Source organism: Desulfobotulus sapovorans DSM 2055 (assembly GCF_059569355.1).
The window spans coordinates 324,141-342,282 of record NZ_JCANVJ010000001.1 but is presented as its reverse complement, the minus strand read 5'-3'; the positions used below and the strand labels follow the sequence as shown (position 1 = coordinate 342,282).

General features: G+C 57.9%; 12 protein-coding genes, 1 tRNA gene and 1 pseudogene. 7 read left to right on the top strand and 7 right to left on the bottom strand.

Annotation, left to right across the window (positions count from 1 at the left end; genetic code table 11):
• The first annotated feature begins 180 nt into the window (after positions 1 to 180).
• The 4 genes from BR04_RS01370 (at position 181) to BR04_RS01355 (ending at position 2,640) form a co-directional block, all read left to right on the top strand.
• Positions 181 to 1,509 carry a homoserine dehydrogenase gene (locus BR04_RS01370; protein ID WP_496354181.1) on the top strand — a complete coding sequence of 443 codons (1,329 nt, stop codon included), beginning with the start codon at positions 181 to 183 and terminating at the stop codon, positions 1,507 to 1,509.
• 50 nt (positions 1,510 to 1,559) lie between these two features.
• The gene (thrH, locus tag BR04_RS01365; RefSeq protein WP_496354180.1) at positions 1,560 to 2,168 is read left to right on the top strand and encodes a bifunctional phosphoserine phosphatase/homoserine phosphotransferase ThrH; all 609 of its coding nucleotides are present in this window, start codon (positions 1,560 to 1,562) and stop codon (positions 2,166 to 2,168) included.
• Between the two features lie 13 nt (positions 2,169 to 2,181).
• Positions 2,182 to 2,496 (top strand): DUF167 domain-containing protein, encoded by a 315-nt coding sequence (locus BR04_RS01360; RefSeq protein WP_496354179.1) that lies wholly within the window; start codon positions 2,182 to 2,184, stop codon positions 2,494 to 2,496.
• 67 nt (positions 2,497 to 2,563) lie between these two features.
• Positions 2,564 to 2,640 (top strand) — tRNA-Met (locus BR04_RS01355).
• 113 nt (positions 2,641 to 2,753) lie between these two features.
• Here the strand turns inward: BR04_RS01355 and BR04_RS01350 are convergent.
• The 4 genes from BR04_RS01350 to BR04_RS01335 all read right to left on the bottom strand — a co-directional run bounded on the left by BR04_RS01350 (position 2,754) and on the right by BR04_RS01335 (position 6,969).
• On the bottom strand, positions 2,754 to 3,521 hold the full coding sequence (locus BR04_RS01350; protein WP_496354178.1) for a M48 family metallopeptidase: 768 nt from the start codon (positions 3,519 to 3,521) through the stop codon (positions 2,754 to 2,756).
• A 70-nt stretch (positions 3,522 to 3,591) separates the two neighbouring features.
• Positions 3,592 to 4,092 carry a PaaI family thioesterase gene (locus tag BR04_RS01345; RefSeq protein ID WP_496354177.1) on the bottom strand — a complete coding sequence of 167 codons (501 nt, stop codon included), beginning with the start codon at positions 4,090 to 4,092 and terminating at the stop codon, positions 3,592 to 3,594.
• Positions 4,089 to 6,335, bottom strand: coding sequence for a molybdopterin-dependent oxidoreductase (locus BR04_RS01340; protein ID WP_496354176.1), 2,247 nt, complete (start codon positions 6,333 to 6,335; stop codon positions 4,089 to 4,091). Before BR04_RS01340 ends, BR04_RS01345 begins: the two co-directional genes overlap by 4 nt.
• Positions 6,313 to 6,969: a TetR/AcrR family transcriptional regulator gene (locus tag BR04_RS01335; protein ID WP_496354175.1), complete on the bottom strand. Its 657-nt coding sequence runs from the start codon at positions 6,967 to 6,969 to the stop codon at positions 6,313 to 6,315. The genes BR04_RS01340 and BR04_RS01335 overlap by 23 nt, the downstream gene beginning before the upstream one ends.
• Positions 6,970 to 7,222: 253 nt before the next feature.
• Here BR04_RS01335 and BR04_RS01330 point away from each other — a divergent pair, with 253 nt between their 5' ends.
• The gene (locus tag BR04_RS01330; protein ID WP_496354174.1) at positions 7,223 to 8,875 is read left to right on the top strand and encodes a PfaD family polyunsaturated fatty acid/polyketide biosynthesis protein; all 1,653 of its coding nucleotides are present in this window, start codon (positions 7,223 to 7,225) and stop codon (positions 8,873 to 8,875) included.
• A 48-nt stretch (positions 8,876 to 8,923) separates the two neighbouring features.
• Positions 8,924 to 15,631 (top strand): SDR family oxidoreductase, encoded by a 6,708-nt coding sequence (locus BR04_RS01325; RefSeq protein WP_496354173.1) that lies wholly within the window; start codon positions 8,924 to 8,926, stop codon positions 15,629 to 15,631.
• A gap of 80 nt (positions 15,632 to 15,711) precedes the next feature.
• Here BR04_RS01325 and BR04_RS01320 read toward each other — a convergent pair whose 3' ends face one another.
• The 3 genes and pseudogenes from BR04_RS01320 to BR04_RS01310 form a co-directional block, all read right to left on the bottom strand.
• Positions 15,712 to 16,110, bottom strand: coding sequence for a DUF2914 domain-containing protein (locus BR04_RS01320; RefSeq protein WP_496354172.1), 399 nt, complete (start codon positions 16,108 to 16,110; stop codon positions 15,712 to 15,714).
• A gap of 65 nt (positions 16,111 to 16,175) precedes the next feature.
• Entirely contained in the window at positions 16,176 to 16,634 is a 459-nt protein-coding gene (locus tag BR04_RS01315) for a GNAT family N-acetyltransferase (RefSeq protein ID WP_496354171.1), read from the bottom strand.
• Positions 16,635 to 16,747: 113 nt separating this feature from the next.
• Positions 16,748 to 17,425: pseudogene (locus BR04_RS01310) on the bottom strand (PhzF family phenazine biosynthesis protein); the annotation flags it as partial.
• A 63-nt stretch (positions 17,426 to 17,488) separates the two neighbouring features.
• On the opposite strand from BR04_RS01310, the gene BR04_RS01305 reads away from it, so the two are divergent.
• Positions 17,489 to 18,139, top strand: coding sequence for an IS607 family transposase (locus tag BR04_RS01305; RefSeq protein ID WP_496354170.1), 651 nt, complete (start codon positions 17,489 to 17,491; stop codon positions 18,137 to 18,139).
• Positions 18,140 to 18,142 lie beyond the last annotated feature (3 nt).

The window sequence follows — 18,142 nt, the reverse complement described above, 5'->3', positions numbered from 1 at the left end:
CTTGAACCGTGGAAAGTCAAAACAATTTTTGACATTTACGCTGAAGCTATTGTAGGAAAGCCTGGTGTTCTCCTGATTTTTTCTTCAGACGGACACGAATTCCATTCCCGATTTTCTGCCCGCACAGAACCATGGAAATCCCTGTCTGTCCCGGCGTCACCCCTCACCCCTGGAGTTTTGATGAAAAGGATGCAGATCGGCCTGATCGGATGCGGCACCGTAGGCGAAGGTGTTGCCCGCATCCTGCTCGGCCAGCAGGAACTTCTCAGAGACCGCCTCGGCATGGAACTTTTTCTGAAAAAAGTGGCGGATACGGATACCCAAAGAAAACGTTCTGTCACCTTTGCCGAAGGGGTTTTCACCACGGACGCCTCCGAAATTCTTTCTGATCCCGACATTGATGTGGTGGTGGAAATGGTGGGCGGCACCGGCTTTGCCAGGGATGTTATCCAGAAAGCCATACAGGCAGGCAAACATGTGGTCACGGCCAATAAAAAACTCCTTGCCCTGGAAGGCAACACCCTCTTTGCCGAGGCTGAGGCAAAGGGGGTCACCATCGCCTATGAAGCCAGTGTGGGCGGCTGCATGCCCATCATCAAAACCTTGAGGGAAAACCTTGTGGCCAACCGCATCAGCGCCATGACGGGCATCCTCAACGGTACCTGCAACTATATCCTTTCCGAGATCACCCGCCTTGGGATTTCCTTTGAGGAAGCCCTGGGCCAGGCCCAGGCCAAAGGCTTTGCCGAAGCCGATCCCACCCTCGACATCGAAGGCTTTGACGCAGCCCACAAGCTCGCCATCCTCTCGGCCATCGCCTTTGGCATGGAAATCGACTTTGAGGGCGTCTACGTGGAGGGGATCTCCCGGATTGAGGCCATGGACATTCTCTATGCAGATCAGTTCGGCTACCGCATCAAGCTTCTTGCCATTGCCAAAAACCATGGTGACCGCGTGGAAGCCCGCATCCACCCGGCCATGATTCCGACCGACTGCCTCCTCTCCCAGGTCAACGGTTCCCTGAATGCGGTCAGCGTTTTTGGCGATGCTGTGGAAGAAATGATGCTCTACGGTCACGGAGCAGGCATGATGCCCACGGCCAGTGCCGTGGTGGCGGATCTGGCGGATATCGCCCGGGACATGAAAAGGGGCGACGGCTGCCGGATTCCGGGCCTCGGTCATCTCCTGCCCAGTATCCGGAAAATCCCCGTCATGCCCATCTCTGAAATCAGAACCCACTACTACTTCCGCGTGGCCGCTGCGGATCGTCCCGGTGTGCTTTCAAAGGTATCCGGCATTCTCGGCCAGCACAACATCAGCATCATGAGCGTCCATCAGAAAGAACGCCACGCTTCCGACGCCGTGCCTCTGGTCTTCATGACCCACAGGGCAAAGGAAGCCGATATCCGCAAGGCCCTTGAGGAAATCAGCGCCCTGCCCGAGGTCTGCCGGGATCCCGTGCTCATCCGCATTGAAGACCCCGGTGCCAACGGCAACGACAGGTCATGAATCCCATGTGAAAAAACGACCGTCCCCCTACCCCCCAGGAGAAAACTGTCATGCATATCATCTGTTCGGATCTTGAAGGTGTTTTTATTCCGGAAATCTGGATCAACGTGGCCGAACGCACGGGCATTGAGGAACTGCGGCTCACCACAAGAGACATTTCCGACTATGACCAGCTCATGACCCACCGACTCAGGGTACTGGATGCCCATGGCCTGAAACTTCAGGACATTCAGGCCGTCATCGCCACCATGGAGCCTCTTCCCGGTGCTGCGGATTTTGTCGGCTGGCTGCGGGAAAAAAGCCAGCTCATCGTGGTATCCGACACCTTTTTGCAGTTCGCAGCCCCCCTCATGGCCAAACTGAACCAGCCCACCCTCTTCTGTCATGAGCTGGACGTAGCCGCCGATGGCCAGATCACAAACTACAGGCTTCGCCAGAAGGATGCCAAGCGCAAAACCGTACATGCCCTGAAAAGCCTCGACTATACGGTGCTGGCCTTCGGGGATTCTTACAATGACGTGGGCATGCTGGAAGCCGCAGACTTCGGCTTCTTTTTCCAGCCTCCGGACAATGTGGTGGCGGATTATCCCCAGTTTCCCGTGACACGGGACTATGAAGCCTTAAAAAACCACATCCGCACCGCCCTCGGAGTGGCATAGGATGCAGGAAGCCATGGCGGATTTTCTTTCCCCCTGCAAGGAAGGCGTTCGGATCGCCCTTTTTGTACAGCCCAAGGCTTCGAAAAACGAAATTCAGGGGCTGCATGGCAATGCGCTTAAAATCCGTATCAAGGCCCCACCCGTGGATGGGGCCGCCAATGAGGCCTGTATCCAGTTCATTGCCAAAAAAATCAAACGCCCGCCCTCAAGCCTGAGGCTGGTTTCCGGTCACAGTTCCCGGCAGAAGCAGATTTTAGTTCCCCTGACCGAAGGAGAATCTCCAGAATCTCTCTGCATGAACATCCTGGAATGCCTGGGAAAAATATAAACTTTAAAAGATTTATTAAAAAAGAATTGACTTTGAAGGGCGCTATAGGTATTCTGTCTTTCGTTGCTGCGGGGTGGAGCAGTCTGGTAGCTCGTCGGGCTCATAACCCGAAGGTCGTTGGTTCGAATCCAGCCCCCGCTACCAAAAAAAGAGCAGGCCTGGGGTGAAAACCCCGGGCTTTTTTTGTTTCTTCTCTCCTTCACCCCATGGGCTCCCATTCCGATCCGATAAAATCGGGGTCAGACTTCCCTGAAATATCAAGGGATAAAAAGGAAAAAATCCTCTTTTACCCCAGGGTTGCCCTCCTCAGGAGAGTCCTTTTCCTCCCGTACCCGCAGTGGCTGGTTCAACAGGGCTTTACGGGATGGCCACAGGGGCAGAAACCGATCCATCAGGGCCTTGAAGCGGGCATTGTGGGAAGGCTCCAGCAGGTGAACCAGTTCATGCACAATCACATATTCAAGGCATGAAAGGGGTCTTCTCGCAAGATCCGTATTCAGGCGTATGCTGCCTGCCCTGAAATTGCAGCTTCCCCAACGGCTTTTCATGCTGCGGACAAAAAGCCTTTCCACCCTTACCCCCATCTTCTCCTCCCACTTCCCGATAAGGGGAAGGCTTGCCTCCCGAAGCTGACGACGGTACCAGCTCTGGAGCAAAGCCTTGCGCCCCTCTGCATCCGTTCCGGGCCGCACAGAAAGACAAATCTCCCGGCCCTGAAGGGTCACAGAGGGCTTTTCCGGAATCTCACAGAGCTTCAGGTGATGGGGAATCCCCCACAGAAAATGCAGCTCCCCATCCGTATACCGCCAGGCGGCCTCCACAGGCCGGGCACATATTTTTTCCCGGTTCTTCCGAATCCAGTCCAGCCGGGAAAGGGCAAAACTGCGGATATCTCCAACGGCCATGCCCAGAGGGACAGAGAGACTGACCCGGCCTTCAGGCGCATGGACTTTCAGATGAATGTTTTTAATCTTCTTGAAGGTGATCTCCACAGGGAAACCTTCTATATGGAGCCAGTTTGACATCAATGCCTCCTCAGGGTGAAAAAAAGCATCCTTTATCGCCGCATGGGGAGGCCATCCGGAAAGCCTCTTCCTACCCCAGCCAGTCCGCCATCTCGGAGAGCTGCGCCCTTTCCATGAGATCAAGATCGCCAAACTGTTCCGGCGTGAACAGCACAAAAGCCCCCGTTGACGTGGCGCAGATGTCGCCGTCTCCATCCAGGATATCGGCCTGCATGGTCACCTGACGCTCACTGCGCCGCTCCAGCACCTGGCTGTACACCGTAAGCTCCGTTTCAATGCGCACCGGCTTTCGGAAGCGCACTTCCATGGATTTCGTCAGAATGAAACGTCTGTGCAGATGAATGGCGGCCCAGGACATGGCCTCGTCCAGAATGGTGGCCAGCACGCCGCCGTGGACAAGGCTGTCCCAGCCCCGCAGGTGCCGGGGCACGGTGAGACGGGAACGGAAGCGTTCTCCGTCGGTTTCAAAGGTCATGCGAAGGCCGTGGGGATTCTCCTGCCCGCAGGCAAAACAGTGGGGATCCACACCCGCAACGGGCTTCCATACCCCGGTGGGGGGATTGGGGGTCATGCGTGTTCTCCTTTTTTGTCAGATACCGGCTGAATGGAAACGGGGATGCCGTTCAGTACGGCATTGCCCGAAACCGGATCCATGGCACGGGGAGTAAGGCGGTTTGTGTTCACGCCGGGATGGGTCTGGGCCACCGAAAGTCTTGCGCCGGGATCGTGGTGTCCCCAGCCGTGGGGCAGACTCACAAGGCCCGGCAGAATACGTTCCGACAGGGTGACGGGCACTTCGAGACTTCCCGCGTCGGAAGTCACCCTGACCCTCCCGCCTTCCTTCAGATTCAAATTCCTGGCATCCTCGGGATGCAGCATGAGGGTGCAGCGGCTTCCCTTCAGAAGCGATGGGAGATTGTGCATCCAGGAGTTGTTGGTGCGGAGCTGACGCCGCCCGATGAGGAGAAAGGGCCGGTCCGCACGGTGCTTCCTCTCTTCTGCCCTGTCCAGACGGCGGATGTCTTCCGCCAGAATCTCCGGCAGAAGATCCATGCACCCGTCCGGTGTGGCCAGCACATCTTTGAGCCGGGACTTCAGAGGCCCAAGATCCAGCCCGTGGGGAAGTGCCGCCAGCTTTTCAAAGGAAAGTCCCTGGGGCTTCATGCCAAAGGCATCCCCATAGGGGCCGATTTTTAAAAGAAAATCCAGAATCCGCTCCGGCCCCGGCGGCGGGGTAAGGCCCTGAATCAGCATCCCGGCCGTCACGCCGGACTTTTCTCCCAGAGCGGCCACCACCTTATCCGCAAGCCCCTCCAGAATTCTTCCTTCCACAAGCTCCGGCACCGCATCTGCCCCCTTTCCTTCCGCAAGAAGGGCGAGCCGGGCCAGAATCTCCCACTTGGTTTTCTCCCCTTCCGGCACGGGAAAGACCGGAGCACTGTACACCGCCGTGTTCCGCACGGAAAAGCCATGAAAGACAAAATCATAGTGGCCCTGGGAAAGGGGGGAGGTGGGCGGCAGAATCACGTCCGCATGGCGGCTTGTGTCGTTGATGTAATAGTCCACCGCCACATGGAAATCGAGTTCGGATATGGCCGCATCCAGCCGCTCACTTTCCGGCAGTGCGATGACGGGATTGCCCGCCACCGTGATGAGCATGCGAATCTGCCCTTCTCCCGGAGTCTCCATTTCCTCGGCAAGAAGGGATGCTGGCAGCTCCCCCATGACCTCCGGCGCTCCGGAAACCCGTGAGTGCCAGCGTCCCGTGACAAAGCCCTTTCTGGACGCGGCTTTCGCCTGCATATGGGCGGCCAGGGGAAAGCCCGTGCCTCCGGGAGTATCGAGGTTGCCGGTGAGAAGGTTCAGCACCTCAATGGCCCAGGAGGCCAGGGTGCCATGGGCTGTCACGGATGTGCCCATGCGGCCATAGAGGGCAGAGGGGCTTGTGAAGGCAATGCGGTCTGCCAGATCCTGAACCGCTTCCGGCTTCATCGCGCAGACCCTTGCGGCCCGCTCCAGGGTAAAGGGGCAAACCGCTTTTTGCAGCGCCTCCAGATTCCGGAGTCTCTCGCCAAAGGCTTCCGTGCGGATCGCCTTTTTTTCAAAAAGATGCCGGATCAGACCCAGAAGAAGATAGACATCCGTTCCCGGCAGAATGGGCAGGTGGATGTCCGCGACTTCCGCCGTACGGGTGCGCATGGGGTCGATCACAATGCAGGTTCCCCCCCGCTCCTGAAGTTCCCGGATGCGGCGACGCATGTCCGGAGCCGTCATGAGGCTGCCGCCCGACACCAGGGGATTACCGCCGAAAACCACAAAAAGCCTTGTCCGGTCAATGTCCGGAACAGGAATGGCGGCAGGGCTTCCATAAAGAAAACCGCAGGCCGTCTGTTTGGGAATCTGATCCACACTGCTGGCTGTATAGATGTTCCGGGTTTTCAAAGCCCGGATCAGGGGTGCCATGAAAAGCGCCCCCGCCATGGTGTGGGTATTGGGGTTGCCAAGATAAAGGGCCACGCTGTTTTTGCCATGGGCGGCCCGCACCCGCTCCAGGCCCTCCGCCACCTTCCGGAAAGCCGTGTCCCAGTCCACGGTCCGGAACCCCTCTTTGTCCCGGATCACCGGCATTCTGAGACGATCCGGATCTTCGTGAAATTCCTTTAAGGCGATGCCCTTGGGACAACAGAAGCCCCGGCTCAGCACATGGGCCTTATCGCCGCGCACCTGCACCACCTTCTCACCCGAAAGGGTCAGCTCCAGGCCGCATCCCGCCTCACAAAAGGGACAGACCTTATAATGTATCCGGGTTTCCATTGCTTTTTCTCCTCAGGGGTAAAAGGACGCTGGCCGGGGCCGGAGGACAGAGCGCCGCCTTCAGGCCCTGCACGGAGGTTTCCAGGATGATGATGTCCCGCTTCAGCCGGGCCAGCAGTATGGCACCCTCAAGGCTGGTGAGGATGCGAAAGGCCAGGGTGCGGGAAGCCTCCACCGGTGCAAGAGACCCGTCTTCCATGGCCCTTTCGATCCAGAGATCCAGGCCACGAAGGCTTTCATCCAGCACACGGGATACGGCCTCTGCAACGCGGGGCACGGTATCCGCCGTTTCCATGGCAAGGTTTCCGAAGAGGCAGCCCCCCGCAAGCCCGTTTTCCCTGTGAAAATGCAGCACTCCGTCCAGAAGACGATGCAGCCGCTGGCCATACGGCCCCTTTCCCGCCCGCTTCATGAGATAACTGCGGTATTCCCGCCAGGCCCAGTCCACCAGAGCCACCACCAGGGCTTCCTTTCCCGGATAGTGGAAATAGAGGTTTCCCTTCTGCACCCCTGTGGCTTCCATGATGTCCCGGAGGGTGGTGGCATGGTAGCCCCGTGTGTTGATCAGCTTGAGAGTGGTGGCAAGGATGTGGCGGCGGGTGGTTTCTCCCTTGGTGATGGCGTCTTTTTTCATGAAGATGCCATAACAGGAATGTACCGTTCGGTCTATTCTTTTTTTTCCCATGCCCCATATCGGTAAATTTCGGGGAACCATGCGTCAAAATCCGTTAACGCTATAAACACTGTTCCGACATTGTCATTCGCCCTTCTTGACACCTGCCCCGCCTTTCGGTACATCCTGTAAGACTTACTTCCCGATCTTTCCGACCCAGCTTTTCTGAAACCCATCAGCCAGGCCCGCGTTCCCGGCCTTTTACTGGATACCCATGATGACCCCTTTCCCATCCCGGCCCCTTGGCCTCTGGCGACCCGGTACCCCGGACGCGTCACAGCCCCCTGACATGAAAAGTGCCCTTTTTGCCCTCAACCAGCCCTTTTATCTGATAGAAAGCCCGTCCGGCCCCGAAGCCCGTACTTCGGGCACGGCACTTGTGGGGCAGACGCAGTCCAGCCCCGGTGACCGGCCCCTTCTGGCCCTGGCGCCTCCCCTTCCTCCGGAAAACCTCGGCAACCCGGAATTCCTCGCCCGCCATGGCTTAAAATATCCCTACATCGCAGGGGCCATGGCCAATGGCATCACCTCGGAAGCCATGGTCATGGAAGCAGGACGGGCTGGGGGAATGGGCTTTTTTGGCGCAGGCGGCTGCACCCTGAAACGCATTGAAGAAGCCATCCTCTTTCTGAAAAAAAAGGCTCTGGAAAAACCCTTTCCCTTTGGCTTTAATTTTCTGCACCAGCCCGGCTCCCCCGAAGGGGAGATGGTTCTTGCGGAGCTGTACCTCAGCCACGGCATCTCTTCTGTCTGTGCCGCAGCCTTCATGCGCATGACCCCTGCCCTTGTCTGGTACAGGGTAAAGGGCGTTCACAGGGATGAAAAGGGGGAGATCTGCCCCCGGAACCGCATTATCGCCAAGGTGTCCAGAGTGGAGATCGCGGAGAAATTCCTTCAGCCTGCTCCGGAAAAAATTCTGCGTCAGCTTGTGACCGAAGGCAGACTCAGCGAAGAGGAAGCCCTTCTCGGTGCAAGCCTTCCCATGGCAGACGATATTACAGCAGAAGCCGATTCCGGCGGACACACGGACAACCGCCCGGCCCTGGCCCTGTTGCCCGCCATTCAGGCCCTGCGGGATCGCATGGTGCAGAAGGGTCCCTTTCCCCACAGACCCTGCGTGGGACTTGGGGGCGGCATTGCCACACCGGCTTCCACGGCGGCGGCCTTTGCCCTTGGCGCGGACTACGTGCTGGTGGGTTCCGTGCATCAGGCCTGCGTGGAATCCGGCACCTCGGATGTGGTGCGGGACATGCTGGCCCGCTGCGAACAGGCGGATGTCACCATGACGGCAGCGGCGGACATGTTCGAGATGGGCGGCAGGGTACAGGTTCTGAAACGCGAAACCATGTTCGCCCTGCGTGCCCAGAAGCTCTACAGCCTTTACCGGGAATATCCGTCCATCGAGGCCCTGCCTCCGGATGCCATCGAATTCCTTGAAAGCAAAATCTTCAAAAAAAGCCTGGCTGCGGAATGGGCCTCCACCCAGACTTTTTTCCAGGAGCGCGACCCCTCCCAGCTTACCCGGGCCCAGGCCGATCCCCGTCACCGCATGGCCCTTCTGTTCCGCTCCTATCTGGGTCAGGCCTCCCTCTGGGCCATTCAGGGACTCAGTGACCGCAAGGTGGATTACCAGATCTGGTGCGGCCCTGCCATGGGCGCCTTCAACGCCTGGACCCAGGGGAGCTTTCTGGCCCGGCCCGAAGAACGGCGCATCCGAACCGTGGCCTTCAACCTCCTCGCCGGAGCCGCCATTCGCACCCGTTTTTTCATGCTGAAAACCCAGTATCCGGCCCTTCCCTCCCATCTGGCCGAAATTCCGCCCATGCCCCTTGAAGCCCTCGAACCCATGATGACCTTTTCACCATGACCCCTTCACCCGGAATTTTTTACCAGGAACTTTTTACCAGGAATTCCCATGAGCGCTTCCCCTACACAAAAGCCCTGTGATCTCGCCGTCGTCGGCATGGCCTGTCTTTTTCCCGCATCTCCGGACAAGGAGGCTTTTTTCCGGCTTCTTTTCCGCAATCTCGACACCATCACCGAAGTACCCCCCAGCCACTGGCCCAGGGAGGCCTATTTCGCGCCCTCCCCCGGCACGCCGGACATGACCTACTGCACCCGCGGGGGCTACCTTGCACCCTATCCCTTTGATCCTGCGGCCTTCGGCATTCCGCCGAACCTCCTTGAAGTGACGGACACCTCCCAGCTTCTCGGTCTCGTCACGGCCCGCTGTGCCTTAGACGATGCGGGCTACCCCCAGAGCCGGGAATTCGACCGCTCCCGGGTCAGCGTGCTTCTCGGCGCAACGGGCACCCAGGAGCTGGTGGTGCCGCTGGCCTCCCGCCTCAGCCACCCCATCTGGAAGGAAGCCCTGGAAGGGGAAGGGCTGACGGAAGCACAGAAGACCGCCATTCTGGAACGCATGGCCGAAGGCCATACGGCCTGGCAGGAAAACGCCTTTCCGGGACTGCTCGGCAACGTCATTGCAGGCCGCATCGCCAACCGCCTGGATCTCGGGGGCAGCAACTGCGTGGTGGATGCCGCCTGCGGCAGCTCCCTTGCCGCCGTGTACATGGCCGCAATGGAACTTCAGACCGGCAAAGCGGATATGGTCATCACCGGCGGTGTGGACACCCTGAACGACATCTTCATGCACATGTGCTTTGCCCAGACCGGGGTGCTCTCCCATTCCGGGGACGCCAGACCCTTTTCCGAAAAGGCCGACGGCACCGTTCTCGGTGAAGGGGTGGGCATGGTGGTGCTGAAACGCCTTCAGGATGCAAAAAGGGATGAGGATCGCATCTATGCCGTCATCAAGGGCATGGGAACGGCCAGCGACGGTAAAAGCCAGAGCATTTACGCACCAGGTGCAGAAGGGCAGATCCGCGCCCTGAAAAAAGCCTGCTCAGAAGCAGGCTTTGCCCCCCAGAGCGTGGATCTCGTGGAAGCCCACGGTACCGGAACCCGTGTGGGCGATGCCGTGGAATTCAAAGCCCTGCAAACGGTCTACGGTACGGACAGGGGAAGCCATCCCTGCATCCTTTCCTCCGTTAAGGCCAATATCGGTCATGCCAAAGCCGCTGCGGGTATGGCGGGATTCATCAAGATCGTGCTCTGCCTTTACCATAAAATTCTGCCCCCGGCCCTGAAGCATCTGCCGCCGGATCCGGATCTTAAAATGGAAAACTCGGGATTCCGGATGCTGGAAGCCCCCATCCCCTGGATCACAGAACCGGACCGGCCACGGCGTGCGGCGGTCAGCGCCTTTGGTTTCGGAGGGGCGGACTACCATGCCGTGCTGGAGGAATACGTAAAAGAACGCAGGGAAAGGGCCTGGGATTTTCATCACGAGGTGTTCTCCGCTTCCGGCCCGGACAGGACAAGCCTCCTTTCCAGACTTTCCGACCTGGAAAGCCTGGATCCCAGGGAACCCCGCCAGCTTCAGGAAATCTGTGCCCTGTCGAGAAAAAACTTTTCCCCGGCACACCCCCTGCGGCTTCTTCTCCTTCTGGAGCCGGATACGGACATCAGGACGCTTCTTTCCCAGGCCAGAACCTTCCTTGAAGAGGAAAGGGAGGGAGTTCACGGCAATCTCTTTCTCGGTAAAGGGGAAAAACCGGGCAAACTCGCCTTTCTCTTTCCCGGACAGGGCAGCCAGTATCCGGGAATGGGACGTTCCCTGGCCTGTATTTTTCCTGAAATGCTGGAAAGTCTCCAGATGGCCGATGTGGCCCTGCGGGAACAGGGTGCTGAGCACAGAAAGGAGCATCTCCTTTCCCGTTCCATCTATCCCCTGGAAGGAGATGCCAGAACCCAGGAAGAAGCCCTGCGCAGCACGGATCTTGCCCAGCCCGCCATTGGCTGCGTCAGTCTCGGCATGGCAAAAGTCCTCAAACGTTTTGGCATAGATCCGGACGCAGTCTGCGGTCACAGTTACGGTGAACTTCCCGCCCTGGCCCTCGCAGGTGTCTTTTCCGAAGCAGAATGCATGCAGCTTTCCGTACTCCGGGGCCGCTACATGGCGGGCGATCCCGATGACCCCCGTGACCGGGGAAGCATGATGGCTGTGAAAGGCGATGTGGAAAGCCTTCGCAGTCTCATTGAAAAGGAAAACCTGGATGTGGTGCTGGCCAATGAAAACAGCCCTTCCCAGTGTGTGCTTTCCGGCGGAAGCGCTGCCCTGGATCATGCGGCCAAGGCGCTGAAAACCCATAAGATCCGGGGCATCCGCCTTCCCGTTGCCGCAGCCTTTCACAGCCCTCTGGTGGAAGATGCGGCCAGACCCTTTGAAGCAGCCCTGGAAGCCCTCAAGCCCCAAAGCCCCGTCCTTCCCGTCATGGCCAATGCCACGGGAAAGGCCTATCCCCAAGAAACGGGAGCCATACGAAAAACCCTGGCCTCCCAGCTCCTTTCTCCCGTGCGTTTCATTCAAAATGTACGGGATCTTTTTGGGATGGGTGTCCGCACCTTTGTGGAGGTCGGCCCCAAAAACGTGCTCACCGGCCTTGCCTCCGCCATTCTGGAATCCGAAACCGTTCATGGTTTCGCCATGGATGCCTCTTCCGGTAAAAATGCAGGAGACCGGGATCTTCTCGTCCTTCTCTGTCATCTTGCCGCCTTAGGCTATGGGGTGAACTGGGCAGGTCTGCCCGATCCCCCCCCCAACCCCAGACGCAAAATGACGGTCTGGCTTTCCGGTGCCAACCTCAAGCCCAAAGGCAAAAACGGCAAGGCCATGGAAAAGGCCACGCCCCCCGTACCCACAGGTTCTGTGGGAAAAAGCCACCCTGAAGACCGGACAGAAGAGCCACCTTCCGCTTCCAGCCTCACAAAAGGACTTCAGGAAAAATCCCGGAAAGAGCCCCCGGAAGCAAGAAGTGAAGGCCTCCAGCCTTCCGCACCTTCCCAGGATGCCCCTGTCAGGGTTCACACCGAGCCGTCCCGTCCCCCATCCCCCTCATCCAAAGGAGTTCCCATGGACAAAACGGTGCTGATGGAGGGTCTGCACACCCTGCGCAGTCTTCAGGAACAGACCACCCGCGCCCATGAACAGTTTCTGTCCCTGCAATCCGAAGCAGGCCGCACTCTGGAACGGCTGCTGACCACCATGGGGAACACAGCCTTTTCTGTCCATACACCTGCGGAAACCAGAATGCCCGGTGCCCCTCCGATCCCGACGGAAGCCACCCCGGCCTTCCATCGGCCCCCCCCACCTGAAAACGTCCCCCCCCCCTATCCGACAGAGCTGGCTTCCCCCGTCAGCGCCTCAGAATCCAGGGCCTTTCTGCAACACAGTCCGCCGGCACCAGTCCCTGTTCCGCCCCCCTCGGTACCCCTGGGCCACCACAGCCCGGAACCGAAAAACACCATCCTTTCCCTTCTCATTGCCACGGTTTCCCGACAAACGGGTTACCCCGAAGAAATGATCCAGCAGGACATGGATCTGGAAGCCGATCTCGGCATTGATTCCATCAAACGGGTGGAAATTCTGTCGGAACTGGAAGGGCATTTTCCCAAACTGTCCTCCCTGGCACCGGAGATTCTTGCCGAAGCCCGCACCCTCGGGGCCTTTGTTGCCCTCCTCTCCCAACCCGAGGGAACCAGCTCTTCACCCGCATCCCAGGCCCCTTCCCAGGATCTTTCCACTCTCATCACCCCCGCCTCAGCCATCGTTGCCATTACGGGCGTGGTTTCCCGTCAGACCGGCTATCCTGAAGAAATGATCCAGCAGGACATGGATCTGGAAGCCGATCTCGGCATTGATTCCATCAAACGGGTGGAAATTCTGTCGGAACTGGAAGGACTGTATCCTTGCCTGGCCAGCCTGCCCCAGGAAACTCTGGTCACAGCCCGCACCATCGCGGCCATTGCCCGCCTTGTGACTCCGACACCAGCGACACTCCCGGAAAACCCCATCCGGAATCCGGAAGCCTCTCGCCCGGACAGCTCCCCTTCCGGCATCCTCCCCATGGACAGGGTACGGGCCGTCATTGCCGCTCAGACCGGCTATCCCGAAGACATGATTCAGGAGGATATGGATCTCGAAAGCGATCTCGGGATTGACTCCATCAAGCGGGTGGAAATTCTATCGGAACTGGAAGGCCATTATCCGGTTCTGGGAACCCTGCCCCAGGAAACCCTTCAGGAATGCCGCAGTGTACGCCGCATTGCCGCCCTGCTGGAAGGGCCTCCCGCACCGGAAGTCCATATGCCGGAAAAAACGGCCTTCCCCCTCCCCCAGCAGGCTCCGGAGTCCCCTTCTCAGGAAAAAACTCCTGAGTCCTCTCCCCCTGTTATCCTCCGCAACCAGATGCTCTGGGAAGAGAGCCTGCCTGGAAACCCCCTTCAGCCTGCCTCCCCTGCCATTCTGGAAGACTTCGGGGATGAGAACACACTTGCCCTTTTCAAAGGAATTTTTTCCGGAAAGGAAGCCCTTTTCTTTTCTTCCGGAAATCAGGCTGAAACCTTCCACGAAAATCTCATCATCCCCTGGGATCGCAACCATACCGAAAAAGCCCTGAGAGATCTTTTCTGCTTTCTCGGCACCTGGGGTAAAAAGGCCCTTTTATCTGAAAGCCCCTGCTCCCTCTGCCTCTTTACCCGTAGCGACGGACATCTGGGCCAGAAAAATCCCTTCAGCGCCTCCCCGGAAACCCAGAGTCTTGCCGGACTCATGCGAACCCTGGAAAAGGAATGGCCCCGGATTTCCCTCCGTCTTGCGGATCTGGCCCTGGACGCCAGACACCCCGAGTCCCTGCTGGCCCCCCTTCTCTTTGGCAAAGGCCCCCTCATCCTTGGATGCGGATCCAGGGGCAAAATCCGAACCCCCCGTCTCAAGGCCCTTCCCCTCCGCGATAAAAATCCCGATTTCCTGCCCCCTCAGCCGGAGGATCTCATGCTGGTCACGGGAGGGGCCTACGGTGTCACCGCAGCCTGTGTCGAAGCCCTGGTTCGCAGCTACCCCTGCCGCCTGCTCTTTACGGGCAGATCCCCGGAGCCTAAGCCCGAACCGCTCTGGCTTTCTGGTATCCGCACCGAAGAGGAAATACGCAAGGCCCTGCTCCGCCATCATTTTAACGGTAAAATCCCCACGCCCAGAGAACTGGACACCGCCTTCCGCGCCCTCCAGAGCAGCCGCGCCATCCGGGAAACCCTGCAAAAACTGAAGACCATGGGATGCGAGGCCCGGTATCTTTCCCTGGATCTGGAAGATCCCGAAGCACCCGCCACCCTCATGGCAATGCTTGAAAAGGAGGGATCTGCCCCCAGTTACTGGGTACACGGCGCCGGTGTGCTGGCGGACAGGGCCATGGTGGACAAACGGGAAGAAGACTTTGACAAGGTCTTTGGTGTGAAGGCCCTTTCCGCAAAACGCATGGCCGCAGCCCTGGAAAAAAAGCCTCTGAAGGGAATGATCTTCTTTTCTTCCGTAGCCAGCCTGGAAGGCAATCCCGGACAGGCGGACTATGCCCTGGCCAACGGCTTTCTCAATGCCCTGGCCCGCAGGGAGGAGGTGAGACGGGAAAACTGCCGCAGCCTTTCCATCTGCTGGGGGCCCTGGGAGGGGGGGATGGTGACCCCTGCCCTGGCCCGGCATTTCCAGCGTCAGGGCATTTCCCTCCTTCCCCTGGACAAAGGGAGCGAAGCCTTTTGTGACGAACTGATCTCCGGAAAACTTCCGGAAATTCTCATCGCAGCAGGTCATCTTTCCCCCAAAAATCCCGATGACCTCCCCGGTGAAGATGGGGAAGGGGAAAAACATACCAGGACTTCCGGAAAACATCCGGCAAAGACAAAGGGGAAAAAATCCCCCCGGATTTTTTCCCTTCAGACCCATCCTGAATTCAGGGATCACAGGCTTGGAGAAAAGGCGGTGGTGCCCTTTGCTTCCCTTGCCTGTGAAATGCTGCGCCAGGAACCCCTTACGGAAGAAAAAAACCATCCGTCCTTCCGGGTACTGGAGGATCTGCGCCTTTTAAAGGGCTGCGTGCTGGAAGAAGGCGATACCCTTCCCCTGGATCTGAAAAAAAAAGACGACCTTCTCACCCTGGTTTCCCTGGAAAAAAGTCCGCCTGTACCCAGAATGCAGGCCCGCGCACGGTGGGATGCCGCATCCCCCTCCCCGCCCCCAGCCCTTTCCCATCCCCGCCCCTACCCCAGAAACAGGGAAACCGTTTACCGGGAAATTCTCTTTCACGGCCAGGGGTATCAGGTGCTTCAGACCATCGTCTCCATGGGAAAGGACGGCATGAAGGCAGAACTCCTGCCGGAAACCCTTCAGGCCCACCCGGATCCCCTTTCTCTGGTACTGGACAGCGCCATGCAACTGGCCTGCCTCTTTGGCTTTGAAAGTACGGGCAGGCTGTATCTCCCAACGGGGGTAAAAGTCCTGCGCCTTCCCGCTTCCTTTGTAAACATGAAAACAGCGCCTCCGGTCAGCATCCTCAGCTATGCGCTGGAAAACTGTGACAGCCACACCCTTTTCGGTAACATCCATTTTCTTGACCCTGAAAATCATCCCTGCATGGAAATCCTTGGCCTCACCATGACCGCCACAGAAAACATGCCCCAAAAATTCAAGCCCGGCGGCGTGATCCTGGCCCCCTGTGCCCTGATGGCCTGAGCTTTTTCAAAGACAACAGGGAAACCTTAAGGTTTCCCTGTTGTCTTCCCTTCCATCGCTTTTCTCAGCCAGAAACCAGCTTATTCCACCCTGAAGGCGACGGTGTCCATCACATTGCCCGCAGCATCACGGATTTCAACCCGCCATTGACCCGTGAGACCGTAAAGACTCTTTTCCGCCCGTGTTCTCCAGCGTGACCCCGCCGAAAGGGGTAAATCAATCCGATGAATTTCCTCCCCCTCATAAATCCAGGCAAAGGTCACAAAGGTATCCTGAAGGATGTTTTCTGCCTCAAGAAAACAGAAAATTCTTTCCGTATCCCCGGAAAAAACCGTGGCCTCTCCCACAGGTTCCCGATCCTGGATTTCTGTGGCCATGACCAGACGGCCAATGCGAAATTCCGGCTCCCCGTTCTGGGCAGAAACGACAACAGCCAGTGCCAACAACACCAACACCGTCAGAAAAATCCGCTTTTTCATAGCCTGTCCTCTCTATGGTTGTTCCGGCATCCTGGAAGAGGGTTCAACAGCCCCTCACTTCCGCCCTACAGCCTCTTTTCCATAATCACCACCACCCTGCCCGAAAGGGTATCAACGCGCAGACGCTGCCAGCCCAGAACGGTATAGAAGTCCTCCCTGTCTTCGGTAAAAAGATAGAGCACTGGAATGCCAAGACTCCGGGCCTCTTCTTCAGCCCGAAGAACCAGCTTTCTGCCAATTCCCCTTTTTCGTGCCGTTTCCGTGACATAAAGGTTCCCCAGCCAGGGAGAAAGGGGAGCAAATTCCCGGGCATCTTCCTGAAGAAGACTCACAGATCCAAGGCATCTCCCGTTTTCAAGAACCAGCAGGGTGGTGGGAAGAGCACAGCCCATCCTGTGGGTACGCAGCTCCGCAGCCGCCTCTTCCTCGCACCATCCCGGATACAGGGGCTGCCAGGCCGCCACATGCCAGCGGGCAAGAAATGGCACCCAGTCCATGTAATCCGCCAGATACACGATCTTCATGATGAACCTCCGGGAGATTCCGGATCACCGCCTGCTGTCATCGGGAATTCCTGTTCCGGACTGGCAGAGGATAAAAAGACCGATAAGAAAGACTCTGCCCTGACCTTGCAGACTCAGCACCGGATTCTTTCTGTTTCGGCCCATAGTTTACCGGAATCCATGTCCAGAACTCCGTGACTGACGGGCCAGACTTCCCCGCTGACCCGCAAAGTCCCTTCCGGATCCTGAACCACCGTAAGCTGACTGGGCCGTCCCGCAAACCGGCCCTGGGCCAGAATCACAGTCTGCTCCGGAGAAAGGCGTCCGTGATGCACAAGATAAGCACCAGCAGGGCCTGCGGCACTTCCCGTGGCACTATCCTCCATCTGTCCCAGGTTATCCCAGGTTCTGATTTCCAGACCCTCGATATCAAAAAGCAGAATAAATTTTGCCCCAAAGGCTTCCAGGACAGACTCAAGATCCTTTCCCCGGATGGCAGCTCTGGCAAGGGCTTCCGGCCTTACGGGGAGGATCAGATAGGGAAGCCCCGTTGAAATCACCCGGGCGTCAAGATCCCTGACCCCGTCGTTTTCCCCAAGCCCCAGCCGTGCCAGAACAGGGCTTACGTCCGTCCAGGAAAGCGCTGGCCCGAAAACCGCTTTCCCCTGATTCATTTCACAGAGATAATGCTCCTCCACCCGGAGGCTTGTTATCACGGATTTCCCATGGGGCATTGCCAGTACCCATTCAGCCCTCTTTTTCCCTGCCGCCTGCATACGATGCAGTACCGCCGCTGCCCCCAGAGCCGGATGTCCGGCAAAGGGCTATTAACTGCCCACTTGACATCTAATTAAATATTATCTATTCTTATCATCATGAATAGACTTGTCCCCATCGGCAAAGCCGCAGAAGTTTTAGGTGTATCCATCCCCACCCTGAGAAGGTGGGAAGCTGAAGGCCGCATATCGCCGGAGAGAACCAGTTCGGGGCATCGGCGCTATGATCTTGCGGCCCTGAAACCTGAGCTTTTTCATGCCCCGTCGGACACCCGCCGCACCCTGGCCTATGCCCGTGTGTCCAGCCATGACCAGAAGGAGGATCTTGAAAGGCAGAAGCAGGTTCTTGAAATGTACTGCGCCCGGCAGGGCTGGACTTTCGAGATTCTCTCCGACCTTGGCTCCGGCATGAACTATCAGAAAAAGGGCCTGAAAAAGCTCATCGAGACCATCCTTGAAGGCAGCATTGGCCGCCTTGTTCTCACCCACAAAGACCGCCTGCTCCGTTTTGGCGCGGAACTGATTTTTGCCATCTGCGAAGCCAAAGAGGTGGAGGTGGTCATTCTTAATCAGGGTTCGCGGAGCGATGCCAGCCCTGCGCAGCAGGGTGAAGATGCGGATACAGGCTTTGAAGAAGATCTTGCCAGGGATGTTCTGGAAATCATCACCGTTTTTTCCGCAAGGCTCTATGGCAGCAGATCCCGGAAGAACAAAAAGCTTCTCGAAAACCTGAAAAAGGCTGTGGAGTAAGCC